At 48.9% G+C, this 26,132-nt stretch carries 27 protein-coding genes; 10 read left to right on the top strand and 17 right to left on the bottom strand.

All coding sequences use genetic code 11. The features are described 5' to 3' along the window. Positions 1 to 3 precede the first annotated feature (3 nt). From WS_RS00230 to WS_RS00250, 5 genes are read right to left on the bottom strand one after another with little or no spacing between them, the layout of a single operon-like run. Positions 4 to 780, bottom strand: coding sequence for a DUF2334 domain-containing protein (locus tag WS_RS00230; protein ID WP_011138018.1), 777 nt, complete (start codon positions 778 to 780; stop codon positions 4 to 6). Further along, entirely contained in the window at positions 762 to 1,496 is a 735-nt protein-coding gene (locus WS_RS00235; protein ID WP_011138019.1) for a peptidoglycan bridge formation glycyltransferase FemA/FemB family protein, read from the bottom strand. The genes WS_RS00230 and WS_RS00235 overlap by 19 nt, the downstream gene beginning before the upstream one ends. After that, positions 1,496 to 2,590, bottom strand: a complete 1,095-nt coding sequence (locus WS_RS00240) for a glycosyltransferase family 4 protein (RefSeq protein ID WP_011138020.1) — start codon at positions 2,588 to 2,590, stop codon at positions 1,496 to 1,498. Before WS_RS00240 ends, WS_RS00235 begins: the two co-directional genes overlap by 1 nt. A gap of 17 nt (positions 2,591 to 2,607) precedes the next feature. Further along, complete coding sequence (locus WS_RS00245) at positions 2,608 to 3,549, bottom strand: glycosyltransferase family 2 protein (RefSeq protein WP_011138021.1); 942 nt, start codon at positions 3,547 to 3,549, stop codon at positions 2,608 to 2,610. Further along, positions 3,539 to 5,230 (bottom strand): ABC transporter ATP-binding protein/permease, encoded by a 1,692-nt coding sequence (locus tag WS_RS00250; protein WP_011138022.1) that lies wholly within the window; start codon positions 5,228 to 5,230, stop codon positions 3,539 to 3,541. The genes WS_RS00245 and WS_RS00250 overlap by 11 nt, the downstream gene beginning before the upstream one ends. Before the next feature lie 115 nt (positions 5,231 to 5,345). Between WS_RS00250 and tviB the strand changes: the two genes are divergently transcribed. Further along, a complete protein-coding gene (tviB, locus tag WS_RS00255) occupies positions 5,346 to 6,605 on the top strand; it encodes a Vi polysaccharide biosynthesis UDP-N-acetylglucosamine C-6 dehydrogenase TviB (RefSeq protein WP_011138023.1) in 1,260 nt (419 codons plus the stop codon). Here tviB and WS_RS00260 read toward each other — a convergent pair. The 10 genes from WS_RS00260 to hisF form a co-directional block, all read right to left on the bottom strand. Further along, the gene (locus tag WS_RS00260; RefSeq protein ID WP_011138024.1) at positions 6,602 to 7,261 is read right to left on the bottom strand and encodes a response regulator transcription factor; all 660 of its coding nucleotides are present in this window, start codon (positions 7,259 to 7,261) and stop codon (positions 6,602 to 6,604) included. The genes tviB and WS_RS00260 overlap by 4 nt on opposite strands. A 68-nt stretch (positions 7,262 to 7,329) precedes the next feature. After that, complete coding sequence (mreC, locus tag WS_RS00265) at positions 7,330 to 8,106, bottom strand: rod shape-determining protein MreC (protein WP_011138025.1); 777 nt, start codon at positions 8,104 to 8,106, stop codon at positions 7,330 to 7,332. Positions 8,107 to 8,116: 10 nt separating this feature from the next. Beyond that, positions 8,117 to 9,151, bottom strand: a complete 1,035-nt coding sequence (locus tag WS_RS00270; protein ID WP_011138026.1) for a rod shape-determining protein — start codon at positions 9,149 to 9,151, stop codon at positions 8,117 to 8,119. A gap of 27 nt (positions 9,152 to 9,178) precedes the next feature. Next, on the bottom strand, positions 9,179 to 10,432 hold the full coding sequence (gene clpX, locus WS_RS00275; protein ID WP_011138027.1) for an ATP-dependent protease ATP-binding subunit ClpX: 1,254 nt from the start codon (positions 10,430 to 10,432) through the stop codon (positions 9,179 to 9,181). Further along, positions 10,425 to 11,225 (bottom strand): acyl-ACP--UDP-N-acetylglucosamine O-acyltransferase, encoded by an 801-nt coding sequence (gene lpxA / locus WS_RS00280; RefSeq protein ID WP_011138028.1) that lies wholly within the window; start codon positions 11,223 to 11,225, stop codon positions 10,425 to 10,427. The genes clpX and lpxA overlap by 8 nt, the downstream gene beginning before the upstream one ends. Beyond that, positions 11,222 to 11,677, bottom strand: a complete 456-nt coding sequence (fabZ, locus tag WS_RS00285) for a 3-hydroxyacyl-ACP dehydratase FabZ (RefSeq protein ID WP_011138029.1) — start codon at positions 11,675 to 11,677, stop codon at positions 11,222 to 11,224. Before fabZ ends, lpxA begins: the two co-directional genes overlap by 4 nt. 81 nt (positions 11,678 to 11,758) lie before the next feature. After that, the gene (locus WS_RS00290) at positions 11,759 to 12,871 is read right to left on the bottom strand and encodes an epoxyqueuosine reductase QueH (RefSeq protein WP_011138030.1); all 1,113 of its coding nucleotides are present in this window, start codon (positions 12,869 to 12,871) and stop codon (positions 11,759 to 11,761) included. A gap of 62 nt (positions 12,872 to 12,933) precedes the next feature. Next, on the bottom strand, positions 12,934 to 14,013 hold the full coding sequence (rlmN, locus tag WS_RS00295; protein ID WP_011138031.1) for a dual-specificity RNA methyltransferase RlmN: 1,080 nt from the start codon (positions 14,011 to 14,013) through the stop codon (positions 12,934 to 12,936). Then, entirely contained in the window at positions 13,997 to 14,545 is a 549-nt protein-coding gene (locus WS_RS00300; protein ID WP_011138032.1) for a phosphorylase family protein, read from the bottom strand. The genes rlmN and WS_RS00300 overlap by 17 nt, the downstream gene beginning before the upstream one ends. Then, positions 14,545 to 15,309 (bottom strand): imidazole glycerol phosphate synthase subunit HisF, encoded by a 765-nt coding sequence (gene hisF / locus WS_RS00305; protein ID WP_011138033.1) that lies wholly within the window; start codon positions 15,307 to 15,309, stop codon positions 14,545 to 14,547. The genes WS_RS00300 and hisF overlap by 1 nt, the downstream gene beginning before the upstream one ends. 194 nt (positions 15,310 to 15,503) lie before the next feature. Between hisF and rsmA the strand changes: the two genes are divergently transcribed. From rsmA to rimI, 6 genes are all read left to right on the top strand, one after another. Beyond that, positions 15,504 to 16,322, top strand: coding sequence for a 16S rRNA (adenine(1518)-N(6)/adenine(1519)-N(6))-dimethyltransferase RsmA (rsmA, locus tag WS_RS00310; protein ID WP_041571660.1), 819 nt, complete (start codon positions 15,504 to 15,506; stop codon positions 16,320 to 16,322). After that, the gene (locus tag WS_RS00315; protein ID WP_011138035.1) at positions 16,297 to 18,342 is read left to right on the top strand and encodes a ribonuclease J; all 2,046 of its coding nucleotides are present in this window, start codon (positions 16,297 to 16,299) and stop codon (positions 18,340 to 18,342) included. The genes rsmA and WS_RS00315 overlap by 26 nt, the downstream gene beginning before the upstream one ends. A gap of 10 nt (positions 18,343 to 18,352) precedes the next feature. Beyond that, positions 18,353 to 19,321, top strand: a complete 969-nt coding sequence (locus WS_RS00320; protein ID WP_011138036.1) for a KpsF/GutQ family sugar-phosphate isomerase — start codon at positions 18,353 to 18,355, stop codon at positions 19,319 to 19,321. Positions 19,322 to 19,337: 16 nt separating this feature from the next. Then, positions 19,338 to 19,577: a DUF2443 domain-containing protein gene (locus WS_RS00325; protein WP_011138037.1), complete on the top strand. Its 240-nt coding sequence runs from the start codon at positions 19,338 to 19,340 to the stop codon at positions 19,575 to 19,577. A gap of 69 nt (positions 19,578 to 19,646) precedes the next feature. Beyond that, entirely contained in the window at positions 19,647 to 20,627 is a 981-nt protein-coding gene (locus tag WS_RS00330) for a DUF2156 domain-containing protein (RefSeq protein ID WP_011138038.1), read from the top strand. Between the two features lie 29 nt (positions 20,628 to 20,656). Further along, positions 20,657 to 21,067 (top strand): ribosomal protein S18-alanine N-acetyltransferase, encoded by a 411-nt coding sequence (rimI, locus tag WS_RS00335; RefSeq protein ID WP_011138039.1) that lies wholly within the window; start codon positions 20,657 to 20,659, stop codon positions 21,065 to 21,067. 5 nt (positions 21,068 to 21,072) lie between these two features. Here the strand turns inward: rimI and rny are convergent, their stop codons facing one another. Together rny and WS_RS00345 are read right to left on the bottom strand one after the other, a co-directional pair. Continuing rightward, positions 21,073 to 22,644: a ribonuclease Y gene (gene rny / locus WS_RS00340; protein WP_041571662.1), complete on the bottom strand. Its 1,572-nt coding sequence runs from the start codon at positions 22,642 to 22,644 to the stop codon at positions 21,073 to 21,075. Continuing rightward, positions 22,553 to 23,215, bottom strand: coding sequence for a 5-formyltetrahydrofolate cyclo-ligase (locus WS_RS00345; protein ID WP_011138041.1), 663 nt, complete (start codon positions 23,213 to 23,215; stop codon positions 22,553 to 22,555). The genes rny and WS_RS00345 overlap by 92 nt, the downstream gene beginning before the upstream one ends. 85 nt (positions 23,216 to 23,300) lie before the next feature. Between WS_RS00345 and WS_RS00350 the strand changes: the two genes are divergently transcribed. The 3 genes from WS_RS00350 to radA are packed head-to-tail and all read left to right on the top strand — an operon-like array spanning position 23,301 to position 26,079. Beyond that, positions 23,301 to 23,858: a TlpA family protein disulfide reductase gene (locus WS_RS00350; protein ID WP_011138042.1), complete on the top strand. Its 558-nt coding sequence runs from the start codon at positions 23,301 to 23,303 to the stop codon at positions 23,856 to 23,858. Then, positions 23,859 to 24,761 (top strand): signal recognition particle-docking protein FtsY, encoded by a 903-nt coding sequence (ftsY, locus tag WS_RS00355; RefSeq protein ID WP_011138043.1) that lies wholly within the window; start codon positions 23,859 to 23,861, stop codon positions 24,759 to 24,761. Beyond that, positions 24,736 to 26,079, top strand: coding sequence for a DNA repair protein RadA (radA, locus tag WS_RS00360; protein WP_011138044.1), 1,344 nt, complete (start codon positions 24,736 to 24,738; stop codon positions 26,077 to 26,079). Before ftsY ends, radA begins: the two co-directional genes overlap by 26 nt. Positions 26,080 to 26,132: the final 53 nt, after the last annotated feature.

The raw sequence follows: 26,132 nt of genomic DNA on the forward strand, positions 1-26,132 counted from the left end.
ACTCTACAAAAATCGCCGAAGGCGTGAGGTGATTTTTTGGAGGGTTTGATTTTGTTGGCGTCTTCGATTGAGGAAGTAGGCATAGAAGTAGAACCGCTCCTTGAGTGTTCGTTTGCGATGTCCATAGAGACCCTCTAGGGAGGAGAGGTCAGAAAGGACGCTATGGGAATGAGAGCTTAAGAATCGTTCCAAATCTTCAAACTCCTTTTCCCCTATGGTGTTGGGGTGGTAGCAGGCGCTCCATAGACCACTCTTTTGAGGGATGAGAGAAGAGAGCTGGCAGGGAATCCAGAAAAATCCCCTTTCATGGTAGGGCTCATGGGCGATTCCATCGCTGATGATTTGAATGGACGATTCTCTTAACGCCTCTAGGGTCTGATGGTCGAAATTGTGCGCGGGAGCGACCCAAATTTTTGTCTCTATTCCCTCTTTGGCAAAGATAGCCAAACCTTGGAGAATCTTCTCTTTTTGCTCCTCTAAGGGGCGACTTGAGAACTCCCCGTAAGCATTCATGGGAATGATGCCTCGACTTTGGGTGACATAGCGGTGCTCAAATCCATGGAGAGCGATGTGCCATCCTTTGGCTTGCCAAGCGCGCACCCTATCCCAAAAGAGCTCATCTTCTGGATCGATTCTCATCTGGGGGTCTTGATTGCTTGGAATCACCGCCACAATCGGAGAGATGGAGTAGTGATCTAAAATCTCCTCTATGCGTTTCCACTTTTTTCTATCCATCGTGGCACAGGCATCATCTAGCCGAACTATATAGCGCGCTTCCATGTTTGAAGTCTTCCTTTAAGTGTGAAGATTTTAAGTAGTGCGACAAAGAGCCATCCGCGAAAGGTGGGCTCTTCGACCTCCCTTCCGCCAAAGCCCTCTTTGAAGCGGTTGATTCCAAGCAGGGCAGGGTCTTGGCTATGGCTCACTCCCCCAAAGTCATAGATTTTAAATCCCTCCTCCTTAAAGCGCTCCATATCCAAAAAGTGCAAAAGTCGATTGGCTCGACCGACGAGTGCGCGAAAATCTTTCTCTTGGCTGAGGCGAAAGAGGGAGGCGGAGTGGAGCAGGCGCACTCGCTTAATGGAGTGATCTAGGAGGTAGGAGTGCATCACGAGGGGCTCTCCATTGGCTCTAATTTCGGTGAGGCGGAGATGCTCGCCCATGTAGGAGAGCTCAGCCTCATTGAGGAGACTAAGCCCTTTGCTTTGGGCAAAAGCGTTGAAAAATTTGACAAAGCGGGGAACTCCTTCACCCCAGCTAAAGAGAAGAGACTCTTTTTGAGCGCGTTTGATCTCGTATCGAACATTTTTGTCAAACTCCTCCTCGAAGGGCGATTCAAGATCGATGAGTCGAGTGAAGAAGGGCTCTTTGACAAAACCCCAAGGGGTTTGGGTCTCTTGGCACTGCACGAAGGCTTTGAGTGAGTAGCACTCTTTGGGGCTTGGCGTGGGGGCAAACCAGAGCTCCTGACTTTTGGCGCGTTGGAGGAGAATCATCAAGACTCCTTTGAACAAGAGGGGGTAGAATCAAGGATGGAGCGCATCAACTCCTCCCATTGAGGCATCACCCTATCGATGGCGAATCGCTCCCGCACTTTGGGGGCATTTTGGGAGAGCTTTTGGCGGAGTGGCTCCTCTTGGATGAGGCGCTCCATCGCTTCTTGGAGTGCAACTTCATCATGCAAGGGCACTAAAAGACCATTCTCTTGGGGGGTGATCACCTCGCTAGGGCCATAGGGGCAGTCAAAGGAGATGACCGCACACCCCATGCTCATCGCTTCAATGAGGGCGTTAGAGAGTCCCTCCATGGAGGAGGAGAGAACAAAGATAGAGGCGCGTTCATAGAGGGGATAGATCTCTTTTTGAGAACCAAGGAGATGAATCTTCTCCTCCATTCCCAAGGATTGAATCAGTTCCTCCAAGCGAACCCTCTCCTCGCCCTCTCCTGCGATAAGGAGTTGATAGTCGCCTATAGAGATTCGGCTAAAGGCGCGGATGAGACGATCAAAACCCTTGTCCTTGATGAGGCGCCCCACGCCTAAGATAATCTTCTCCTTGGGGGTCGGAGAGAGCGGGGGAAAGTCAAAGGGGTTGGGGAGAATCTTGGCTTGGGGGAGAAAGCCATAGTGATTCTCTTTGTCCCTTTGGGTTAGGAGGGTCGTGGCAGAGGCGAGAGGATAGAGGAGGTGACGCAAGCGATTCCAAAGGCGTGAGGGCTGCCAGAGGTAGTTGGTGTGCTCGCTCGCAATCACGGGAATCCCTAGACTTTTAGCGGCGATGATGGAGAGGATATTGGTCTCAGTCATAAAGGAGAGGATAAGATCGGGCCTAGCAGCGCGCAGGGCTTGGCGGAGCTTTTGGATTCGCCTTAGGTTTTGGAAAAGAGAATCGATCACTCCTTTGGAGGAGCGACACTCCCCTAGGGCGATGATCTTGGCTTGGGCGGGGAGGGGATAGAAGCTCTTGGAATCTCCTAGGGAGATGAGGGTGAGAGAGATTCCTTTTTGGGCCAAATAGTGACTCATCAAGGAGAGCACCTTCTCTGCACCCCCTGCTCCTAAAGATGAGATGACAAACGCTAAGCGTTTCATGCGTAATTCCTTGGTTTTTAGGGGTGGAAATAGCGTTTTTGCAAAGCAAAGGCAGGAAGATAACAAAGAGCAAAGAGGATCTTGGCTCTCCATGAGGTGAGATTCTTCCATGAGGTGAGAAAACCTTCTCCTAAATGCTGGGAGAAGAGGGCGTATTTGAGCAGATGCTTGAGATAGCTTCGCGGGTACTCCTTGAGGATAAAGGGGTAGTGATTGAGAAAATAGCGCGATTCAACGAGGAATCCGCGGGGTTGTTTGAGGCGGATATTTTCACTCAAGGCCCCCGTTCCCTCCTCGTTGACATAGTAGATTCGGAGGGGTTGGTTGATTCGATAGCTTTTGGGGCGCTCATGGATGGCTAGCTTCACCCAAAAGAAGCTCTCGGGAATAAACTTCAACCCTTCAGCCTCTCTAGGTAGAGAGAAGTGGCGTTTGAGCATGGAGGCATTGAGGGCTGACCAGGTCTCTCCTGTGGCATCATTGGTGCCATCAAACATCGAATCGTAGACCTCAAACCATCCCTCCTGTGGAAAGGGACGGCCTAGAGGTTTGCCCTCTTGGGTGAGGCAGAGAACGCCAATTCCACTGCATCGATTCTTCTCCTCTTGGGTGAATCCTTGCCAAAGGGCGTGGAAGGTCTCAAGGGTTTGGGGGAGGAATCGATCATCGGAATCGGCGATAAGCAATAGCTCGCCTTGGATATGAGAGAGCCCTTCAAGGAGGGCGGAGATTTTGCCTCCATTCTCTTTGGCTAGGTAGAGAATGGGAAAGTTGGCCTCTTTTTGCCACCCCTCCACCAAGGCTTGGGTCTCATCTTTGGAGCCATCATCCACCACCACCCACTCAAAGACCCCCTGAAGGGTCTGAGAAGAGAGGCTCTCATAGACGCGGTGAAGCGTGGAAGCACGATTGTAGCTTGGGGTTAGGACGCTAAAGAGCGGGAGAGGGTCACTCTTCATGCACTCCTCCCTCTTTGATGCGGAAGATTCGTTCACAGTGCTCTATGGTGCTTAAGCGGTGAGCGATGATGATAAGCGTTTTGTCCTGGCTTACCTCGTAAATCTCTTCCATGATTTTGCTCTCCGTTTCGTTATCTAACGCGCTAGTGGCTTCATCAAGCACCAAAATTTCAGGGTCACCATAAAGGGCTCTAGCGATAGCAATTCGCTGTTTTTGCCCTCCGCTTAGCATCACTCCTCCCTCGCCCACTTTGGTGAAGAGACCCTCTTTTTTTTGCAAAAAGTCATAGACATTGGCTAGTTTTAGCACCTCTTTGATTTTGCTCTCATTATACTCTCGCCCAAAGACCACATTCTCGGCAACGGTGCCATCAAAAAGATAGACGCTTTGGGGGATATAGCCCACTTTGCGGCGCCAGTTTTTGAGGTTTTCTAGACTTAGGCGCGTCTCATCAATAAAGATTTCACCACTTTTGGGCTTGTAGAGTCCAATCAAAATATCCACTAGGGTGCTTTTGCCGCTTCCGCTCTCGCCGATGAAAGCAACCTTTTGCCCTTTTTTGAGGGTGAGGTTGAGATTTTCAAAAACGGGTTTGTGATTCTCGTATTCAAAAGTGACATTCTGGAGTCGAATCTCACGTTCAAATTCCACGGGGGAATCGCCCAAAGAATCAAGGCTATAAGAGAGGTCGTCATAGACAATATCAAGCGATTTGTGATTGAAGAGGATTCGGTTGTAACTGTCCAAGATTCGATTCACGGAGGGCAAGAGGCGATAGAGAGCGAGCACATACATAGAGAGGAGGGGTAGGGCATCGCTGATGTCACCCTCCTTGGAGTAGACCAAAAAGAGGATGATGGCGACCATCAAAGAGAATCCAATGGCCTCTAAAAAGAGCCTAGGGACATGGGAGAGGGTCTGATTGATGATGTTAGAGGTGGCGTATCCCCAAGAGGCATTGGCGAATTTGTCCATGATAGGTTTTTCGTTGCTCTGAAGTTTGATGAGCTTGAAGTTGCCAAAGCTAGAGCCGATAATCTCATAGAAGCTCTTTTGGAACTCCTCGCGTCTATCCCCCTCATCTTTGATTTTTTTGGAGACGGTCACCCCTAAAATCCATGCTTTGAGCGCCAAAAGGAGTGTGAGTGTGAGGGTGATCTGATAGTCGACCACTAGCAGCATTCCATAGATGAGAATCACCACAAAGAGCTCAGAGATCATAAAGAGCACGGCAGCGATAACGATGGTGAGGTTGTTGGCCTCGTTGATGATGGCCTTGGTGAGAGAGGAGCTGTTTTTGGTGATGAAATCTTTATAGCTCATCCCCATGTAGTTCTGAAAGAGTCGAAAGGCGATGAGGTGGTAGCGCCCAAAGGAGAATCGAGCGAGAAGATATTGGTAAAAGAGATTGATAAGACTGCGGAAAAGGTAAAAGAAAAGGAGAATGACTCCAAAGGCGATCACGAAGCCCTGCGGGGAGGTGAAGCCAAAATAGTGATAAGGGACGGAAAAGTAGCGTTTGGCCTCAATGGTCTCAAAATCACTTGCCACCGAGATGAAGGGCATGATAGCGGAGATGCCGATCATCTCGATGATAGAGATGATGATGGAGAAGAGAAGCAAGACGAAGATGAACTCTTTGTCTTTGGCGGTGAGAAGAGTGCGGAGTTTGGCCAGCATTTGGATTCTTTATGTTTTTATCGTTGAAAGTGGCGTGATTTTAAAACAACTCATATAAACGATGCATTAAAATGAGCGTGACGAAACTCCCTTGGAATAAGGAACGGAAAATATCATGAAAACATTGGCGATCATTGGACTTGGGTATGTAGGCTTGCCTTTGGCGGTCGAATTTGGAAAACAGTATAAGGTTTGGGGTTTTGACATCAACAAAGCGCGAATAGAGGAGCTCAAAAGCGGCTACGATCGAACCTTGGAGGTGGAGAAAGAGGAGCTTTTGGAGTCGAAGAATCTTCATTATAGCTGCAATCTAGAGGAGATCAAAGAGGCGCAGATTTTTATCGTCACCGTCCCCACTCCCATTGACCAATACAACAAACCCGACCTCACCCCCTTGATCAAGGCGAGCGAGAGCGTGGGCAAGGTGCTCAAAAAGGGTGATATTGTCATTTATGAGAGCACTGTTTATCCTGGTTGCACCGAAGAGGATTGCGTGCCTGTGCTGGAGCGATTCAGCGGTCTTAAGTTCAATGTTGACTTCTTCTGCGGTTACTCGCCTGAGCGAATCAATCCGGGTGATAAAGAGCATCGTGTCACCACGATTAAAAAGGTCACCAGCGGCTCCACTCCAGAGATCGCCAATGAAGTGGACGCGCTCTATCGCTCCATCATCAAGGCAGGCACCCATAAAGCCTCTTGCATCAAAGTTGCCGAAGCGGCCAAAGTGATTGAAAATTCCCAGCGCGACATCAATATTGCCTTTGTCAATGAGCTCTCCATTATCTTTGATAAGATGGGAATCGACACGCTTGATGTCTTGGAGGCAGCGGGAACCAAGTGGAATTTTCTCCCCTTCCGTCCAGGTCTAGTGGGAGGGCATTGCATCAGCGTTGATCCCTACTATCTCACCCATAAGGCGGAGAGTCTAGGCTACCACTCTCAAGTGATTCTTGCAGGTCGTCACATCAACGATAATATGGGAATCGTAGTGGCCAATAAAGTGGTGAAGTTGATGATCAAAAAGGGGCAAAAGATTGAGGGGACAAGGGTGCTAATGATGGGAATCACCTTCAAGGAAAACTGCCCTGACATTCGCAATAGCCGAGTGATTGACATCATTAAAGAGCTTAAAGAGTTTGGATGCGAGATTGACATCTACGATCCTTGGGCGGATAAGGCTGAGGTAATGCATGAGTATGGAGTGGAGCTCAAAAGCCTAGCGGAGCTTCATAAGGGAAATTATGGCGCTATTGTGATGGCGGTAGGTCATAAAGAGTTTAGAGAGATGGAGATTAAACCCTTTGGCGCCAAAGACAGCGTCATCTATGATATCAAGGGAATTCTCGACCGAGAGATGGTGGATGCGCGCCTTTAAGGGCGCTCCACTCTCCCCTCTAGCTGATACCCCACATCAGTGTGATTTTTGATGACTCCTGCAGGGAGTTTCTTTCTCAATCGACTCACTAACCCTCGCAATGAAGTCCCATCCACCTCTTGATAATATCCCCAGACATGATTGGTGATCTCTTCAAGGCTCGCCACTCTTCCCTCGTGAAGGGCTAAAATCTCAAGCAGTCTTAACTCTTTTTTCGTGAGAGGCACAATATCTTCTTCGCAAAAGAGAAGCTTCGCCCCTAAGTCAAATCGATAGCGTTTATCAATAAGGAAGCAAGAGGGGCGATTTTGGGTATGGGAGGCAATACGTGCGAGGAGCTCTCTGGGGTCAAAGGGCTTGCGAAGGAAGTCGTTGCATCCGCGCTCAAAGCTTTTTAAAACAGTGTCAATGTCATTTTCGCTACTGATGATGATCGCGGGGGTTTTGCGATCGATTCGGCGAATCTCCTCTAAGAGCTCTAGTCCATTGACAAAGGGAACATTGAGATCAAGGATATAGAGTTCCCAAGGACGGTCAAGATTCTCTAAGACACTTTTTCCATCAAGGTAAGAGTCGACAACAAACTGTTTTTGAGTCAAAAACTCTTTGAGGATTCGGTTTTGTTCGGGATCATCTTCTAGTAGGAGGATTCTCATCCAAAGAACCTTTGCCGCGAAATGGAGAAAAATCGCTAAAGGATAATAAATTTTCTATAAAGTCTGGATTAAGGCTGGGGGGGGGTGTCGATGAGCCAAAAGTATCGAGGGTGGAGCGAATCGGCATAGGGACGAATCTCTGCCACTAAATAGCCTTGGCTTTGACGGATGGAGGTGACTCTGCCCACTTTGATGTTTTCAAAAAAGATTCCATCTAGGCCGCTAGTGACGACTTCGTCGCCCTCTTTAACGTCAAGCCATGAGGGAATAAAGTCCGCTACGATTCGACCTTCTCCTAGAGCTTTGATGATTCCGGGGGCTTTGAGCTCACCCACATAGACGCTATAGCTACACCTTTCATCGCCATTGAGCAGACCCATGGCGCGACCTTTGTGGTTGGTTACGATGCCTGCGGCAAAGCCGTTTTGGATGAGTCCAAAGATCTTTTCGGGCGGGAAGAGAGAAAGGTCGTGCTCCAGCCATACCTTGTGGTAGTCTCCAATCTCGGCGTAAGAGAGGGTTCGGACGAGTTTAAAATCGGGATAGCGCACCTCAAGATTGGAGGCAAGGAATCGGAGCAGTCTTTTTAGCTCAGAATCGAGTGCCATGACGGTCATTTGGAGTTTCTCTTTATCATGCAACTCTTTGGTGAGGAGCTTGATCTCTTCGACTTGGTCAAAGTGTCGACGAGCGTGCCGTATGACTCCTTCGCTGGCGTTAAGAAATCCCACCTTGATGGCATCGCTGAGATAGAGAAGACGGGGGTGAATTTCGCCGCTAAGCTTGAGGGAGCCAATAAAGACTCCCGCGAGGAAAAGCAACCAAAGTAGCGGCTTTTTGATCATCGAAGGAGACTTATTCGTAGGCTAGTTGCTGGAGTAGATCGATCTCTTCGAGGGCTTTGCCTGTTCCCTTGGCGACGGCTAATAGGGGCTCTTCGGCGACATAGACAGGGAGCTTGACAATATCAGAGAGGTATTTATCCAATCCTCGAATAAGTGCTCCGCCGCCAGTGAGGACAATTCCATTCTCTACAATATCGCCCGCCAGATCAGGGGGCATCACCTCTAATACATCCTTGAGGCTATCGCTAATCTCTTTGAGGGGCTCTTTCATTGCCTCGCGAACATCTTCACTGGTGAGCTCAATGGTATTGAGGAGTCCGCTCACCTGATCGCGCCCTTTGACCTGCATGGTGAGGGGCTCATCGAGGCTGATGGCTGAACCGATTTGGATTTTGATCTCTTCGCCCGTTCTTTCGCCGATGAGAAGGTTGTATTTGCGCTTCACATAGTCCACAACCGCCATATCAAGCTTGTCTCCAGCGGTTCGGATTGATTTGCTGATGACAAGACCCCCTAGAGAGACCACACCAATTTCCGTTGTTCCTCCGCCAATATCGACCACCAAGCTTCCTTTGGGGTCTTTGATGGGTAGTCCCGCACCAATGGCCGCTGCCATGGGCTCTTCGATCAAGAAGACCTCTCTAGCGCCAGCGCTCATAGCCGATTCTCGAACCGCTTTTCGCTCAACGCCTGTGAGACCATACGGAACGCAGACGATAATACGAGGGCGCATGAGGGCTTTGCGTTTGTGTGCCTTTTCGATGAAGTGGCGAATCATCTTCTCGGTCATATCAAAGTCCGCAATGACGCCATCTTTCATGGGGCGGATAGCATGGATGCTGCCGGGGGTTTTCCCAACCATCTCTTTGGCTTCCTTGCCCACCGCCAAAATTTTGCTTTTGCCATACTTGTCCGTCTGCACCGCAACGACCGAGGGCTCGTTGATGATGATTCCCTGTCCTTTGGCGAGCACGATGGTGTTGGCGGTGCCAAGGTCAATGGAGATGTCATGGGAAAACCAGCCGATAATCTTATCTAGTATCATTTCTTGAAGCCTTCGTTGTTGGGATTTTTAGGCGCTTTTTTTGCCGTTTTTTTTCTTCTTGATGAGGAGGGGCTTGGCGTCACGATTCTCAACGCACTCTTTCGTAATTATAACCTCATACTCTTTAAGCTCAGGAAGGTCATACATCAAATCAAGCGTCACTTCTTCAATGATGGCTCTCAAACCTCTTGCACCCGTTTTTCGCTTGATGGCTAGCTCAGCGATCGCCTCGAGCGCCTCAGGCTCAAAAGAGAGCTCCGCTTCATCCATTGTAAAGAGTTTTTGATATTGTTTAACAAGGGCGTTTTTGGGCTTGGTGAGAATCTCTAGCATCGCCTCTTTGGTGATCTCATCCAGCGTGGTGATGACATGGAGGCGGCCGATGAGCTCGGGGATGAGTCCATAACTAACCAAATCATCAGGCTCGACAAGATGCAACAAGGCACTCTCTTCGCTTTTGCCCTTTTTGTCTCCATGAAAGCCTAAGCTATTACCCCCCATTCTTCGTTTGATAAGTTCGATCATGCCATCAAAAGCACCACCGCAGATGAATAGAATCTGGCTGGTGTCGATCTGGACAAAATCTTGGTTGGGGTGTTTGCGACCCCCTTTGGGAGGGACATTGACCACGCTCCCTTCGATGATCTTCAAAAGAGCTTGCTGGACACCCTCGCCTGAAACATCTCGCGTGATGGAGCGATTCTCCGAGAGGCGAGAGATTTTATCAATCTCATCGATAAAGACGATTCCTCGTTCTGCTTTTTTCACATCACCCTCGGCCGCTTGAAGGAGTCGAGTGAGGATATTTTCAACATCTTCACCCACATAGCCTGCCTCCGTGAGGCTGGTGGCATCGCAGATGGCGATGGGAACATTGAGGAATCGGGCTAAAGTCTGCGCCATGAGTGTCTTGCCGCTTCCTGTGGGCCCAATGAGAAGGATGTTGGATTTGGAAATTTCAGTCTCATCCTCCTCCTCAAGAAGCTCTTTTTTGAAGATTCGCTTGTAGTGGTTATAGACCGCTACAGAGAAGACTTTTTTGGCGCGCTCTTGTCCGATGACATATTCATCTAGAGCACTTTTGAGTTCTTTGGGTGTAGGGATGTAGTCTATACCCTCTTCCTCTTCAGGCAGAGGATCGCTCTCTCGTTCCATCTCTCCAAAGAGAATCTTATAGGCGGAGATGACACAATTTTTACAAATATAGACACTGTTGCCCGCGATGAGGGGATTGGTTTTGGTCTCTTTGGCGCGGCAGAAGCTGCATTGTCGGCTATTCATTGGAGTTCCTTGCAAAGGGGATGCCTCTTTTTGATTCTAAAATAAAGCGGCACATATATTCGACATTGGGATCTTGTCCTGCATTTTTCTCTAGTTCGGCTTGGGCAATCTCTTTGAGGGGAGCAGAACCCGAGAAGAGTCTCTTGTAGAGTGAGGAGATTCGATCAATCGATTCTCTATCCATGATCTGTCTTAGGCGATGGCGATTGAGACCACGGACGATGGCTCGATTTCCTTCAGCCATACAAAAAGGGGGAATGTCTTGGGAGAGCGCGGAGGCTCCGGCAACCATGGCGTAATCTCCGATGTGGACGAATTGGTGCACGGGGGTGAGTCCTCCAATATTGACGAAATTGCCCACATGGATGTGCCCCCCAAGGGTCGCTCCATTGGCAAGAATGCAACGATCTCCTACGACACAGTCATGGGCGATGTGAGTATAGGCCATGAAGAGGTTATGATTCCCGATGATGGTTTTGCCAAGATCGCCTGCGGTGCCTGGATTGAACATGGCAAACTCGCGGATGAGATTTCCATCCCCAATAATGAGCTCGGTTTGCTCTCCCGCGTATTTGAGATCTTGAGGTTGAGTTCCTAGGACGGCTCCTGGAAATATGGTGTTATTCTTGCCGATTGTGGTTTTCCCTGCGAGGGTGACATGGTTGTGCACTTTTGTCCCTTCACCGATCTCTACATCGGCTCCAATAACACAAAAGTGACCGATTTCGACATTGTCAGCGATTTTGGCGCCCTCTTCTATGATGGCGGTGGGAGCTATTTTTTTCAAGATCATTTTTCCTTGTCAGCGACCATGGCTTTGAGTTCGGCTTCGGCGACGAGTTTGTCATCAACATAAGCGCGTCCTTCGAGAATCCAAATGCTCCCTTTGTGCTTAAGCACATTGAGGCGATAGACGAGTTTATCTCCTGGGGTGACGGGCACGCGAAACTTTGCCTTGTCAATACTCATGAAGTAGACGATTTTTTCATCGTGATTGCTCGCCTCTTCGCCAAACATACTTACAAAAGCCAGCACGCCTCCTGCTTGAGCCATACCTTCAATGACGAGTACGCCAGGATAGACAGGCTTGATGGGGAAGTGGCCTTGAAACACCTCTTCGTTGATGGTGATATTTTTGTAGGCCTCGATGCTCTCTTCGGAGGTGAGTGCCGTAACTCGATCAACCAATAAGAAAGGGAATCGATGGGGAAGAATCTCTTTAATCTTTTGCACATCGTATAGCATGATATAAAACCTTCGGGGAGAGTTGGAATCGTTTTAAATGGTTCGATTCTAACAAAAAGTAGCTAAAGTTTACAAGCCGTCTTAAAGCTTCCAAACCTTTTCGACACTTTCCTCTTGCCAAAGGGAGTGTATCGTGAGTTTGCAAGACTCTCCTAGGGGTGGAAGCTCTTTGAATACAAGCAGGGGTGAGGTGCTAAGAGGAGAGTCACCGAGCTCTTCTCTTAGTCGTAGCTCCTCTTTGATGGAGAGCGGGTGGTAGATGAGCTCTTGGATGGAGCTCTGTTTTTGGAGGGTGAGTCGTCTCCAAAGCTTTAGATCCATCGCTCTTACTCCCTCTTTGTCAAAGTAGGCCATTCCTTTATGGTGGAGTTCAACTCTAAGAGAGAGGGGGCGAGAGAGGAGAGAGGGAGCGAGAGCATGGCAGGGAATCGATGCTCCTTTAGAATCTTGGAAACGCGTGAAGAGATTTTGCCAAAAGATTCTCTTCTCTTTGCCAAAGAAGTAGGGCTGCCCACTCTTTTCAAAAAAATCTCGCCTCTCTAAAGCGTGACGCCTTTGGGCAAAGATTCCCTCTTTGGCTCTTTGAGGGCTGAGGGGAGAGAGAAGCTCTAGGGGGCGTTTTTGGAGTTGTTCTCGCTGGGCTTTGAGTGCGTAGAGGCATCCGCAGTAATTTTGGCGATAGAGGTGGCTGGCTTTGGCAAGCTGCTGTTGGCGTGCACTTCCTCCGTGAGATCGAGTGTCTAGAGGATAGAAACGAATCCCCCATGTTTGCTCTAGCTCTTTTCCTTGAGAGAAAAGTTGGGGAATGGATTTCATGGGGCTGGCAAGCAAGGTGGTGGTGAAGGAGTCGCATCCAAGTTCAAGTGCTTTTTGTGCGGATCGGTTGAGGCGGAAGTCGAAGCAGAAACTGCAACGCTCACCCTTTTCGGGACAGTGTTCCATTCCAATGCTTTCATGCAGCCAATTTTTGGGGTCATAAGATTCTTCTAGAAGGGGAATTCCTAGCAATTGAGAGCTTCGTCTGACATCCATGAGGCGAAGCTGATACTCCTCTTCGGGGTGGATATTGGGGTTGTAGAAATAGGCAATCAATTTGGTTTCGGGAAGTAGGGCGCGAAGTTCGCTTAAAAAATGATGACTGTCCACACTGCAGCAGATGTGGACGAATAGGGTGCGGGGATCACTTGTAGGCATAATAGAGGAAGGCTCCCATGCCAATAATGACCACTAATGCTAAAAAGATGGTTAGGCTCCAATCAACGATTCCCACAATTTTCCTCCTTGATGATTTTCTCTCTCAATTGCCCACAGGCGGCGCTGATATCGATTCCTTTGGATTCTCGAATCGTGCAAAGCAATCCTCGATCGGTCAAATACTTTTGAAAAGCGACCATCTTGGATTCAAGCGGGCGTTCAAATTCGCTCCCTTCGTGGGGATTGAAGTAGATTAGATTCACTTTGGACTTGATTCCATTGAGTAGCTTGAGTAGGGTTTTGGCGCTCTTTTCATCGTCGTTTACTCCTTTGATAACAAGATACTCAAACATCACACGCTTGCGACTGTCGATGGGGAATCGCCTCACGGCCTCAATAATACTGGCGATATTGTAGGCTTTATTCATGGGGATGAGGCGCGTTCGCAACTCATCATCGACTGCATGAAGAGAGATGGCGAGTTGCACTCCTAGGTCAAGTGCACCTAATTTTTCAATCTTGGGGGCGATTCCGCTAGTGGAGATGGTTTGTCTTTTGGTTGAGATGGAGAGGCCATCAAGTTCTGAGAGAATGCGAATGGCTTGGATGAGGTTTTCGAAGTTATCCAGCGGCTCGCCCATCCCCATATAGACAATATTGACTCGTTTTTCGGGAGCCAAAGCATTGAGACGCTTGAGGGCGACGATTTGATAGACGATCTCTCCCGCACTTAGATTCCTTACGAATCCTCCCTTGGCCGTGAAGCAGAAACTGCATCCCACCTTGCATCCCACTTGAGAAGAGACGCAGATAGTGTATTTTTCTCCTTCGACGATTCGTCCCTCTTCATCCTCTTTTTTCTCTTTCATCTTAAGGAGAACGGCTTCGTAAGTGAGCCCATCGTGGGTTTGGAAAAGGTATTTTCGGCTGCCATCCTCGCTCACCTCTTCTCTAACCACTTTTGTGAGAGTGGCGGAGTAGTCTTGGGTGAGCTTTTGGCGAATCTCTTTGGAGAGGTTGTGCATCTTCTCAAATTCCTCTTCATATCGGTGGTAGAGCCAATGGTAGAGCTGTTTTGCACGAAAAGGAGGATGAAGGCGCCTCTTAAGCTCCTCTAGGGTGTAGTCATAAATATTGAGCATAGCGTTCTCTCACATAAGATTCGAGGCGCTGAAGTGCCTCTTGGTGATGGGCAATGAAGCTCTCGTGAGCTTTTTCGTTGGTGTAATTGGTGATGCAAAAAATTCCTTTAGCGCTTAGGTGAAAGTGCTTTGCCACCTCCAAGAGGGCGTAAAATTCCATGTTTTCTAGGGAGATTCCCATCTCATGTAGACGCCTACCCAGTCGCGCATTGGTAGTGATGTAGTTGCTAGAGTTGACAATCAGGGGTGAGATTGTTTCATGTGAAACATCTTCTAAAGAGGTAACATTATCCAGAGGGGTATAGGAGTGATTCTCCAAACAGGAGAGCTCGATTTGTGAGGCGGCGACACTCTCTTTGATGGAGAGCAGGGGTGTGTCAGGATCGTAACTTCCTGCGGTTCCGATAAAAATGAGCCAAGAAGGATTCTTCTCTAGCACCAACTGAGTCAGCCCAATAGCACTCTGAATGAGTCCAATTCCTACGGGTTTGGCAAAAGAAAAACTTTCCATGGAGCCAGTACAGACAAACATTAGAGTCTCACCTCGATTCCCTCGGAGCGAAGATAGCGCTTGAGATCCATGATATCAATCTCTTTGTAGTGAAAAATGGTCGCAGCAAGGGCGGCATCGGCTCCACTCAAAAACGCCTCTTTGATATGCTCCATTGTGCCTGCTCCGCCGCTAGCAATCAGGGGGATATCGACTAGCTTGGAGAGTGTCTGGAGCTGTTCACAGTCATAGCCTGCCTTTGTTCCATCGGCATCCATGCTAGTGAGGAGAATCTCTCCTGCGCCTCGCTCATAGACCTCTTTAGTCCATTCAAGAAGATCGATTCCTGTGTCGATTCTTCCGCCATTAATATAGACATTCCAGCCACTCTTATCCGCCCTAGACTTGGCATCAATGGCTACAACAATGCATTGGCTCCCAAAACGCTTCGCCCCTTCGTCAATAAGCGAAGGATTCTTGATGGCCGAGGAGTTAATGCTCACTTTGTCGCAACCCGCGTTAAGAAGTGTGTACATATCTTCAAGTTTGCGGATGCCTCCTCCAACGGTCAATGGGATAAAGACCTCTTTGGCAACCGCCCTTACAATATCACACATCGTGTCACGCCTCTCGTGAGTGGCAGTGATGTCGAGGAAGGCGATCTCGTCTGCCCCCTCTTCATTGTATCGCCTAGCCACTTCAACTGGGTCTCCCGCATCCCTCAATCCAAGGAAATTGACTCCTTTCACGACTCGACCCTCTTTGATATCAAGACAGGGAATGATGCGTTTGGCGAGTGGATTCATGGGTGGAGCTCCTTTTAGCGTTGATGCCTCATGGGTAACCCCCGAAAGAGTCCCCAGAGAGTCTAGGATTTGGAGGGGAATCATAGCCCAAGGATAGAAAAAAAGCCCTGAATTTAAGAAGAAAAAGCGACTTGTTGTGCTACAATCGAGAGATTTCCTGTTGGGTTTGAGTTCATCAGAAGAAAGGGTTTCCTATCACGCATAAGGCGAAAAAACAGTTCGGACAAAACTTCCTTAAAGATGAGCACTATCTCCATCAAATCATCGAATCGATTCCCGAAGAGGCACGCAAAGTGGGCGTGGTTGAGGTCGGGCCTGGATTGGGTGATTTAACCAATAAGCTGCTTGGCTTTTGGGATGTTTTAGCTTTTGAAGTGGATACGGATTTGCGTCCGCATCTAGAAAAAAGATTCCAAAAAGAGTTGTCCATCGGACGCTTTGAGATTCGCTTTGGCGATGTGATGGAGGAGTGGAGAGAGAAGAGGAGTCTTATCCCAAGACCCTACGTGCTTGTTTCCAATCTCCCCTATTATGTAGCTACGGCGATTATCCTCAAAGCCCTTAAAGATCCGATGTGCCACTCTTTGGTCGTGATGGTTCAAAAAGAGGTTGCAGAGAAGTTCTGTGCCCGAAGCGGCGAGAGTGACTTCTCTGCTCTCTCTGTAATCACGGAGAGTTATGGGGAATCGGAGCTTCTTTTTGAGGTTCCTCCTCAAGCCTTTGAACCTGCACCCAAAGTGACCTCGGCTGTGTTTCGTGTTGTGAAACACCATGGAGAGGTTGCCGAAGGATTGGAAGAGCTGCTGCGGCTGGCGTTCTCCGCTCCTCGCAAAAAGGTGTTAAAGAATCTAGCCTCAGGCTATGAAACTTCACGATTAAAGGAGGCTTTTGGCGCTTTGAATCTCAAAGAAGAGGCGCGCGCCCATGAGCTAGAGACATCCCATTATCACCGACTTTTGAAAATTTTGAATAAAGGCGGAAACCATAATGGAAGAGAAGAACAGATCAAGTAATCCTGAGCGAGAGGAGCCTAGGGAGCCTAGGGAACCCCGAAGAGAAGAGGGAGCGGGAGCTCCTGCAGAGCCTCGCAAGGAGGGGCAGGAGCAGAGAAGTCGCCCCCGAAGACGAGGAGGGCGCAATCGCTCTAGGACACCTAGACCCGATCAGCCCAATGGTGAACGGCCCAGTGGCGAAAATCCTCAGCCAGAGGGGCAAGAGGGGAATGGGGAGCGCCGCGATAGGGGCGAGAGGAATCATTCCCAAAATCAAGGGGCTAACGCGGGGTTTTATAAAGACTTAAAGCGTGGCGTGGAGGTGAATGACCGCATCCAGAAGAGCCGTCTTAATCCCCATCATAAGCTTGATTTGCAAACCAAAGCCAAAGTGAGAATCACTCCTCTTGGAGGCTTGGGAGAGATTGGCGGGAATATCACCGTCATTGAGACCGAAAATAGTGCTATCGTTGTGGATGTGGGCATGAGCTTCCCTGATGATGAGATGCATGGCGTTGATATTTTGGTGCCTGATTTTAGCTATCTTGAGGCAATCAAGCATAAAATCGCAGGAGTGGTGATCACTCACGCCCACGAGGATCACATCGGAGCGGTGCCCTATCTTTATAAGCAGATGCAATTTCCCCTTTATGGAACCCCGCTGCCTTTGGGGATGATCGGAAGTAAATTTGATGAGCATGGACTTAAGCGATTCCGTTCACTTTTCCGTGTGGTGGAGAAGCGTAAACCGATCAAAATCGGCGATTTTGAGGTGGAGTGGATTCATATGACACACTCCATCATTGATGCCTCTTCTTTGGCGATCAAAACCGAGGCGGGAACCATCATTCATACGGGAGATTTTAAGATCGATCACACTCCTATTGATGGCTTTGCGGCTGATTTGCATCGTCTGGCTCACTATGGCGAAGAGGGAGTGATGCTAATGCTAAGCGATTCGACGAACTCTCATCGCCCTGGGCATACCGAAAGCGAAGCGACCGTAGGACCCACTTTTGATAAGCTCTTTATGTCGGCTGAGGGGCGAGTGATCATGTCCACCTTCTCTTCTAACATACACCGCGTCTATCAGGCGATTCAGCATGGAATCAAATATGGTCGTAAAGTGGCGGTGATCGGTCGCTCCATGGAGAAAAACCTTGAAATCTCCAGAGAACTAGGCTATATCTCTATTCCTCAAAATGTCTTTATTGATGCACACGAAGTGGCTAAATACGCGGACAAAGAGGTGCTTATTGTGACCACAGGAAGTCAAGGGGAGACCATGAGCGCTCTCTATCGTATGGCAACCGATGAGCATCGCCATATCAAGATTAAGCCCACGGATACGATCATTCTCTCAGCCAAGGCGATTCCAGGGAATGAAGCCTCCGTCTCTTCGGTGCTCAACTTCCTCCTTAAGGCGGGCGCTAAAGTTGCCTACCAAGATTTTAGCGAGATCCATGTGAGCGGACACGCCGCTCAAGAGGAGCAAAAGTTGATGCTAAGATTGGTCAAGCCCAAATTCTTCTTGCCTGTGCACGGAGAGTATAACCACCTCGTCAAACATAAAGACACGGCAATGAGATGTGGAATCCCAGAGAAGAATATTTTGCTCATGGAGGATGGGGATCAAATCGAAGTGGCCCCAACCTACATTCGCAAAGTCCGTAGCGTGAAGACGGGCAAAGTCTTTATCGACAATCAAATCAATAAGCAGATTGACAATGATGTCGTGTTGGATCGTCAAAAGCTTGCCACCGATGGTATCGTCTCCATCATCGCCCAAGTCTCCCCCGCGCAGCAAAAGGTGATTGACAAGCCGAGGGTGACTAGCTTTGGAATTGTGGGTGATCGCGAGTCTCGAGCTTTTGCCAAAGAGATGGAAGAGGTGCTAGAGCATTTCCTTAAAAACTGTAAAAAAGAGTTTTTGCAAAGCTCACGAGCCGCGGAAAATGAGATTCGTCAAGTGGTACGAAAGCATATTTTCCGAAAAACCAAAAAATACCCCATGATTGTGCCCACTATCTTTTTCGTGTAAGGAGTGAGATTTGAACATCGATGATATCAAGCAGGCCAAGGCGGTTTTGCAGTTAGAAGCTCAAGAGATGCTAAGGGCGGCAGAGGGAATCTCCACAGACTTTAGCAAGGCGCTTGATCTGATGCAGTTCTGCCGAGGCAAGGTGATCATCATGGGGGTGGGCAAATCGGGGCTTATTGGTGCCAAGATCGCCGCTACGCTGGCGAGTACGGGGACTCCGAGCTTTTTTATTCATCCCACTGAGGCGATGCATGGCGATTTGGGAATGATTGGCAAAGAAGATGTAGTGTTGGCGATCAGCTATAGCGGCGAAAGCGGTGAGTTGGTGGCGATTCTCCCCCATCTAAAGCGCTTTGGGATTCCCCTCATTACGATGAGTCAAAATCCGCAAAGCTCACTCTCTAAAGTCGGCGATGCCTTTATCTCCATTTGGATTGAGCGCGAGGCTTGTCCGCTCAATGCTGCCCCTACCTGCTCCACCACGCTCACGCTTGCACTAGGTGATGCGCTTGCGGTCTGTCTTATGGAGAGGCGAGGATTCAAGGAGTGTGATTTTGCCTCTTTTCACCCGGGGGGCTCTTTGGGGCGGCGCCTCTTTGTGAAAGTGACCGATTTGATGCAGAGTGAAAACCTTCCTCTCATCCCTCCTCATCTTCCGCTCAAAGAGGCGATCGTGAAGATGAGTGATGGTCGATTGGGGAATGCGATCATTGTTGATGAGGAGGGGCGACTCACTGGAGTGCTTAGTGATGGGGATTTACGGCGTGCAATGATGAGAGAAGAGTTTAATCTCTCCGCTAAAGCGATTGATTATGCGACAAAGAATCCTAAGTATTGTGACGATGAAACTATTCTCGCTAGCGAAATTTTACGCTATATTGAGGAGAACAAAATCCAACTGCTTGTCATCACCGACAAAGAGAAGCGCGTGAAGGGAGCTGTTCATCTCCACAAGCTGATTGAGGCGGGAATCAAGTGAGAGAGAGGAGCGATTGATGTTTGAGAAGATAGATCTTATTTTGCGAGGAATCGAAGCTTCAAGAGAAGAGATTGAGATATTGCTTAACATGGCAAAAATCTCTTTTGTGGACTATATCATGATCAAGCGCGGATCGATGGATATGCCTGAGCATCTAGGGGTCTGGAATCTCCAGCAGATCGACACAGAGGTCGCCAAGCTCAAAGAGCACATTGAGGCGCTCAACAAAATCAAAAAAGAGGTCTTGAACTGGTAAAAAAGGAGTATAATCCCACCGCTTAAATCCAGCGCCCCCTAAAGACGCTCAAGAAAAAGAGGTGGGAATATGTCCGCACTCACGATTCTTAGCCACAAACTCAAGCACTTCGACCTCTCCGCCAAAGAGAAGATGGAGCGCTACCTCCAAGAGGTGCATGTCGATGTCAGCGACTACACCTTTGCTGCCAACTATATCTGGCTCTCCAAATCTAGCGGTTTTTTCACTATTATTGATGACACTTTTTGTCTCTTTGTGTTGAATGGAAGCGAGCTCTCCATGCTTCTGCCGCCTTTAGGGAGGAGTGAAAATGTCTATCGAGCCATCTTTAAATGTTTTGATATCATGAATCAAAACAACTCTTCTAACTACTACTCCAAGATCGAATATGTTCACGAGACTATTCTAGAGGGCTTCATGAATTATATCGAGGAGGGCGCTATGCTCTTTGATTCGATGGAGAGCTATGTGGTGGAGAAGAAGCTGGTTGATTATGTCTATCGGTGTGATGATTTGATTGAGCTCAAAGGAAACGCTTTTCACGCCAAGCGCAATGAGATCAATAAGTTTAAAAATGCCAACCCTGATTTTCGAATCGAGCGACTTGATAGTCGCAAGCATGAAGAGGAGATCACGCTACTTTTCAACAAGTGGGTGGGGGATCGAATCAAATATATGCCCAAAGAGGAAGCGGATATCTTTTTGGATGGAATCTATCAAGAGAGACTCGCTATCAAACGAATGCTCAAAGATTACTCGGAGCTGGAGCTTTTGGGGATTGTGATCTATATTAAAGAGGATCTCAAAGGTTTCACGGTGGGCGAAAAAATCGATGAGAGCACCGCCAGTATCCTTGTGGAGAAGACCGATTTTGAGGTTCTAGGATGCGCACAGTTTATCTTTAGAGAGTTTTGCAAGCTCCTTAAGAATGAATTCCGTGTGGAACATATCAATGTAGGCGATGACATGGGCTTTGAGAATCTCAAAAAAGTGAAGATGTCCTATCGTCCTGAACGCCTCATTCCTAAATACACTCTTTACCAAAAATGATCTCTTTAAAAAGAGCTTCGCGCGAGGATTTGCCAGCGCTAGAGCGTCTAGAGCAGGAATCTTTTAGCGCGAGCGACTATCCTTTGAGTCGTGCCAATTTCCTCTACCACATCAAGCGAGAAAACCCCCTCTTTCTTGCCTATGAAGAGGGATGGGTTTTGGGGTATGCCCTAGGCCTTCTTCGTCCTAAAAGTCTTCGGCTCTATTCACTGGCCGTAGGGATTGAGTATCGCCATCAAGGGGTGGGCAAAAGGCTTTTAGAGGGAGTCATGGAAGAGGCGATGAGGCTTGGCAAAAAAGAGGTGACCCTGGAGGTGCGAGAGAGCAACCAAAGGGCGAGGATTCTCTATGAAAAGGCGGGCTTTGAGCTTTGGAAGCGGCTGGAGGGATATTATCCTGACGGGGAGGCGGGGGTGAGGCTGAGAAAAGCCCTCTCTTAAGAGGGCTACTTCGCAAACTCCACTGCCCGAACCTCACGAATCACGCTCACTTTGATTTCGCCTGGATATTGGACTTTGGTCTCAATCTCTTTGGCGATCTCTTGGGCAAGCAAAACGCTCTCTTCATCGTTGATGAGGTCGGCGTTGACGATGACTCGAACCTCTCTTCCTGCATTAATCGCGTAGGCTTGGCGCACACCCAGCTTCTCCATCGCAATCTTTTCAATCTCTTGAACACGCTTAAGGAAGCTCTCTAGCACCTCGCGTCTAGCTCCAGGTCTAGCCGCTGAGAGGGCATCAGCCGCGCAGACAGCGGCACTCTCGATGCTCTTGGCCTCTTCGTGACCATGGTGGGCAAAGATGGCGTTGATCACCACGGGGTGCTCTTTGTAGCGACTGCACACCTCCGCGCCCAAGTCGACATGGCTTCCGCCAAAGTCATGGGTTAGAGCCTTGCCAATGTCATGCAACAAACCTGCCCTTTTGGCGAGTTTCACATCACCTCCAAGCTCTCCAGCGATCACACCAGCGAGGTTAGCGACTTCGAGGGAGTGGCCTAGGGCATTTTGCCCATAGCTGGCGCGATATTTGAGGCGGCCAATGAGCTTTTTGAGTTCGGGGTGAACATAGCCAAGCTCCATATCCAAAACAATACCCTCACCCTCTTCGAGGACCTTCTCTTCAAACTCTTGTTCTACTTTTTTATAGACCTCTTCGATTCGAGCAGGCTGGATTCTTCCATCTTCCACCAACGCCTCAATGGTGCGAGTGGCGATGGCGCGCCGATAGAGGTTGAAGCTGCTAAGCACGATCGCCCCAGGAGTATCATCGATGATTACATCCACGCCTGAGAGCATTTCGAGGGTCTTGATGTTGCGCCCCTCTTTCCCAATGATGCGTCCTTTGAGTTCATCATTGGGGAGATTCACCACATTGATGAGGCGCTCAGCGGCAAACTCTCCAGCAAAGCGGGTGGTTGCCTGTGCCAAAATATAGTTGGCGCGCTTGCGCCCCTCTTCTTTGGCCTCGCTCTCATATTTTCGTACGATCTGCGCGATCTGCGCTCTTGATTCTTCGGTGGCTTTGGCAAGGGCAAGCTCTTTAGCCTCTTCCTGGGTGAGGCCTGCAACGCGAGAGAGAATCTCTAGCGATTCGGTGAGTTTTGACCTGTAGTCGCCCTTGAGCTTCTCTAGCTCTTCAATCATGCCAGAGAGAGAGGCTTGCTTGTGATTGATTCTTCGCCGCTCCTCTTCAAGCTGTTGCGTTTCACGCTCTAGGCGTTGTTGATTTTTTGCCTCTTGTTTCTCTAGCTTGATGAGATAGCTCTCGTACTCCTTGATGACCTTGGAGGTCTCGTTTTCATATTTGCTTTTGGCGCCAATCTCTAGCTCTTTGGCGCGAATCTTTGCCTCTTGGAGAATCATCTCCGCTTCATGCTCTATCGCTCTTGCCCTAGCTTTGGCCTTTTCAAGATGAATCTTGTAGTTAGCATTGCTTACCTTTTTGTAAACAAGGTAGGTTCCGCCCCCTGCTAAGAGCGCGGAGGCGAGGGAGCTTAATATAGTCCACTCTATCATGTTGATTACCCTTTAAAAGGGCTCCATCGCCGGTGATGATTATGTCGGCTTGAACGTCATATCCTTGCGTGATAATCTGGGGAGAAAAAAAGAGGCTACGGGCAATGAAAATAGTGATTGGTTTGTTCTGGAGGCGGGAGAAGAATCGATCATACATCCCCTTTCCGTAGCCTATTCTTCGTAAACTTCGGTCAGTCCCGACTATCGGAACCACGACGACTTCAACCCTGTGATGATTAAAATGTGAGAAAGAAGGCTCTTTTACGCCGAATTTTTTAGTGAAAAGCGGCAACCTCAATGGTACCATCTTAAAGCTGACATCTTGCATAAAGGGAAGATAAAGGCGCACGCGCTTTTGGCGGCGAAAAAGAGCGATGGTGGGGCGAATGTCTGGCTCTAGGGGCAAGGGATAAAAAAAGAGAATCGAATGGGGATCAAGCTCTTTTAGGAGAGTTTTTAAGGCATGGTTGACCTTGGCGTCTAGCGCCCTTTTAGAGGGAGAGAGGGCGGCCTTTTTGAGGCCTTTGAGGGCGAGGGTCCTGAAGGCACTTTTGAGCTGCTCTTTTTTCATGCAAAGCCTCTATGGGGTGGAGGATTAAACTCTTTTTATTATAATACAGGCGAACCAATTTTGCCTAGGCGACAAGGAATAGATGATGACAAAAACGCTACTAAGCTCCCTGGCGCTGGTCACCCTTTTGGTGCTGGCGGGGTGTGATGACAAAGAGGGAATCAAGAGTGAAGTGATCTCTCAAAAGCGTGACACTGAGGCGACTAAATTCTCTTTGGAGCTCACCGATGGACACAAGCTCAAAGTGGATCGACACGAAAAAGGACTCCATTTTGAGGGCGAAAAGGGAAAGGTGGTGCTCTTGAACTTCTTTGCGACTTGGTGCCCTCCTTGCAAGGCAGAGATTCCTCATCTTGTCAATCTCAAGAGCAACTATAAAGACCAATTTGAGGTGGTTGGAGTGCTTATGGAGGATAGCAAGACCAAAGGCGAGATTCAAAAATTCATCGATACTTTTGACATCAACTTCAAAATCGCCATCTCTAATGAGAATCAAAAGTTAGCCAAGGCACTTGGAGGAGTCAAGAGCATCCCCTTTATGATTCTCTATGACCCTCAAGGGAACTATTTCACCCATTATGTGGGGGCGGTTCCTGAAGAGATGATTGAGTTTGATATCAAGCGTGCGATGGAGAAGCAGTAGATGATTTCATTACTCAAAAAAACCCTTGGCAAGACGATTGAAGCGATCGAATTGCTTGCCCCTAAGCGCGCTTCAAAGATTTCTAAAGAGCTTTTGGAAGAGATTCTTATCACTTCAGATATGGAGTATGAGCTTGTCGAATCGCTCCTAGAGCCTCTGGGTGAAGAGGTGAGCCAAAGGGAGCTTGAGGTGGCGCTGCATCGATTCTTTCGAGGAGAGAGCTATTATGATCGAATCGCCCCCAAAAGGATTGAGGCAAGACCCTGCATCACCTTGGTGATGGGGGTCAATGGTGCGGGCAAAACCACCACGATCGCCAAGCTCACCTCGCTCTATCAAAGAGAAGGGAAGAGTGTCCTTTTGGGTGCAGGAGACACTTTTAGGGCGGCGGCAATTGAGCAGCTCAAGCTTTGGGCGGAGCGCCTCAATGCAGGGATCGTCTACACTCAACAAGGGCATGACCCCTCCGCCGTCGCCTACGACACGATCATCTCTGGGGTGGCTCGCAAAGTGGATCATGTCATCATCGACACCGCTGGACGACTTCATAACCAGACCAACCTCAAAAATGAGCTCATCAAAATTGCCAAGACTTGCGATAAAGCGTTCTCTGGTGCTCCCCATCAGAAGCTTTTGGTGCTTGATGGCACCCAAGGGAGCTCCGCCATCGATCAGGCGAAGATTTTTCATGAGACGCTTGGCGTGGATGGAATCATCATCACGAAGCTTGATGGCACCTCCAAGGGGGGCGCACTCTTTTCGATTATGCAACGCCTCAGAGTGCCGATTCTCTATATTGGCGTAGGGGAGAGAGCGGAGGATTTGATTCCTTTTAGCGAAGAAGAGTATGTTAAAACCCTGCTAGGGGCGATTTTTGATGAAGAAAAAAAATCCACTCTTTGAGTGCCAGCACTGTGGATTCCAAAGCCCCAAATGGCTAGGGAAATGCAGTCAGTGTGGGGCATGGGAGAGCTTCATCGAGCTTAGCGCCTCTCAAATCTCCACCCTTAAATCCCTCTCGCCCTCCTCGCCCAAATCGACTCCGATTCCCATCACACAGATCGAGCAAGAGAGAGTGGATAAATTCTCCTCCTGTGAGGAGGAGCTGGATATTGTCCTTGGCGGAGGAATCGTTCCCGGAGGGCTCTATTTAGTGGGAGGAAGTCCGGGGGTGGGCAAATCGACGCTACTGCTTAAAATGGCGGGAAATCTCGCACGCTCGGGGCGACCTATCCTTTATGTGAGTGGCGAGGAGAGTTTGGGGCAGATTCGAGCGCGCGCTGAGAGGCTAGGCGTGATGAGCGATGCGCTCTATCTGCTCAATGAGATCGCTTTAGAGAATATTTTGGAGGCGCTAGAGACAAGAAGTTTTGAGCTGATGGTCATTGATTCGATTCAAACGCTCTACTCCCAAAAAGTCTCCTCCGCTCCTGGAAGCGTTTCGCAGGTGCGTGAGGTGACTTTTGAGCTGATGCGACTGGCTAAAGAGAGGGGAGTGAGCGTTTTTATCATTGGTCACATCACCAAAGAGGGCTCCATTGCAGGGCCTAGAGTGCTAGAGCATATGGTTGATTCGGTGCTCTATTTTGAGGGCGATCCCTCTAGAGAGCTAAGGATGCTTCGGGGATTTAAGAATCGCTTTGGCACCACCAGCGAAGTGGGAATCTTTGAGATGACCCAAGGGGGATTGGTGAGCGCTAAAGATGCCTCTAGACTCTTTTTTAAAAAGCGCGCCCCTCAAGCAGGAAGTGCAGTGACGGTAGTGATGGAGGGGAGCAGGGCGCTGGTTTTGGAAGTGCAAGCGCTGGTGGGCGAATCAAGCTTTGGTGCACCCAAGCGGGTGGCTACAGGATTTGATGGGAATCGACTCAATATGCTCTTGGCGCTTTTGGAGCGGAAGCTAGAGATTCCCCTCAACCGTTATGATGTTTTTGTCAATATCGCTGGAGGAATCAAGATCATGGAGACTTCGGCGGATTTGGCGGTGATCGCGGCGGTGGTTTCAAGTTTTAGGAATCGTCCCTTAAGCCACACGACCGTCTTTATCGGCGAGGTGAGTCTCACGGGGGATGTGCGTGAGGGGAATCGAATCGATCTTAGGCTCAAAGAGGCAATCTCTCAAGGATTTGAACGCGCTCTAGTTCCCCAAAAACCGCAACAGCCCTTGGGAATTAAATGCTTTGAGGTGAACGAGGTGACCAAAGTGATTGATTGGATGTGACTTCACGGAGGTTTCACATTGGGGCTTTACAATGGGGATTGAAATTCAATCAC

It is taken from the genome of Wolinella succinogenes DSM 1740, assembly GCF_000196135.1.
In the GTDB taxonomy this organism is placed as follows: Bacteria; Campylobacterota; Campylobacteria; order Campylobacterales; family Helicobacteraceae; genus Wolinella; species Wolinella succinogenes.

What these genes read in the sequence shown, in the direction of transcription:
- WS_RS00250 (WP_011138022.1), bottom strand. Translation starts at nt 5,230, where the DNA reads ATGCTGGCCAAACTCCGCACTCTTCTCACCGCCAAAGACAAAGAGTTC.
- ftsY (WP_011138043.1), top strand. Translation starts at nt 23,859, where the DNA reads ATGATTTCATTACTCAAAAAAACCCTTGGCAAGACGATTGAAGCGATC.
- lpxA (WP_011138028.1), bottom strand. Translation starts at nt 11,225, where the DNA reads ATGATCTTGAAAAAAATAGCTCCCACCGCCATCATAGAAGAGGGCGCC.
- WS_RS00270 (WP_011138026.1), bottom strand. Translation starts at nt 9,151, where the DNA reads ATGATACTAGATAAGATTATCGGCTGGTTTTCCCATGACATCTCCATT.
- hisF (WP_011138033.1), bottom strand. Translation starts at nt 15,309, where the DNA reads ATGAATCCACTCGCCAAACGCATCATTCCCTGTCTTGATATCAAAGAG.
- WS_RS00345 (WP_011138041.1), bottom strand. Translation starts at nt 23,215, where the DNA reads ATGAAAAAAGAGCAGCTCAAAAGTGCCTTCAGGACCCTCGCCCTCAAA.
- clpX (WP_011138027.1), bottom strand. Translation starts at nt 10,432, where the DNA reads ATGAATAGCCGACAATGCAGCTTCTGCCGCGCCAAAGAGACCAAAACC.
- WS_RS00315 (WP_011138035.1), top strand. Translation starts at nt 16,297, where the DNA reads ATGGAAGAGAAGAACAGATCAAGTAATCCTGAGCGAGAGGAGCCTAGG.
- WS_RS00300 (WP_011138032.1), bottom strand. Translation starts at nt 14,545, where the DNA reads ATGTTTGTCTGTACTGGCTCCATGGAAAGTTTTTCTTTTGCCAAACCC.
- rny (WP_041571662.1), bottom strand. Translation starts at nt 22,644, where the DNA reads ATGATAGAGTGGACTATATTAAGCTCCCTCGCCTCCGCGCTCTTAGCA.
- WS_RS00325 (WP_011138037.1), top strand. Translation starts at nt 19,338, where the DNA reads ATGTTTGAGAAGATAGATCTTATTTTGCGAGGAATCGAAGCTTCAAGA.
- mreC (WP_011138025.1), bottom strand. Translation starts at nt 8,106, where the DNA reads ATGATCAAAAAGCCGCTACTTTGGTTGCTTTTCCTCGCGGGAGTCTTT.
- radA (WP_011138044.1), top strand. Translation starts at nt 24,736, where the DNA reads ATGAAGAAAAAAAATCCACTCTTTGAGTGCCAGCACTGTGGATTCCAA.
- fabZ (WP_011138029.1), bottom strand. Translation starts at nt 11,677, where the DNA reads ATGCTATACGATGTGCAAAAGATTAAAGAGATTCTTCCCCATCGATTC.
- WS_RS00245 (WP_011138021.1), bottom strand. Translation starts at nt 3,549, where the DNA reads ATGAAGAGTGACCCTCTCCCGCTCTTTAGCGTCCTAACCCCAAGCTAC.
- WS_RS00330 (WP_011138038.1), top strand. Translation starts at nt 19,647, where the DNA reads ATGTCCGCACTCACGATTCTTAGCCACAAACTCAAGCACTTCGACCTC.
- WS_RS00240 (WP_011138020.1), bottom strand. Translation starts at nt 2,590, where the DNA reads ATGAAACGCTTAGCGTTTGTCATCTCATCTTTAGGAGCAGGGGGTGCA.
- WS_RS00235 (WP_011138019.1), bottom strand. Translation starts at nt 1,496, where the DNA reads ATGATTCTCCTCCAACGCGCCAAAAGTCAGGAGCTCTGGTTTGCCCCC.
- WS_RS00230 (WP_011138018.1), bottom strand. Translation starts at nt 780, where the DNA reads ATGGAAGCGCGCTATATAGTTCGGCTAGATGATGCCTGTGCCACGATG.
- rlmN (WP_011138031.1), bottom strand. Translation starts at nt 14,013, where the DNA reads ATGCTCAATATTTATGACTACACCCTAGAGGAGCTTAAGAGGCGCCTT.
- WS_RS00350 (WP_011138042.1), top strand. Translation starts at nt 23,301, where the DNA reads ATGACAAAAACGCTACTAAGCTCCCTGGCGCTGGTCACCCTTTTGGTG.
- WS_RS00290 (WP_011138030.1), bottom strand. Translation starts at nt 12,871, where the DNA reads ATGCCTACAAGTGATCCCCGCACCCTATTCGTCCACATCTGCTGCAGT.
- tviB (WP_011138023.1), top strand. Translation starts at nt 5,346, where the DNA reads ATGAAAACATTGGCGATCATTGGACTTGGGTATGTAGGCTTGCCTTTG.
- WS_RS00260 (WP_011138024.1), bottom strand. Translation starts at nt 7,261, where the DNA reads ATGAGAATCCTCCTACTAGAAGATGATCCCGAACAAAACCGAATCCTC.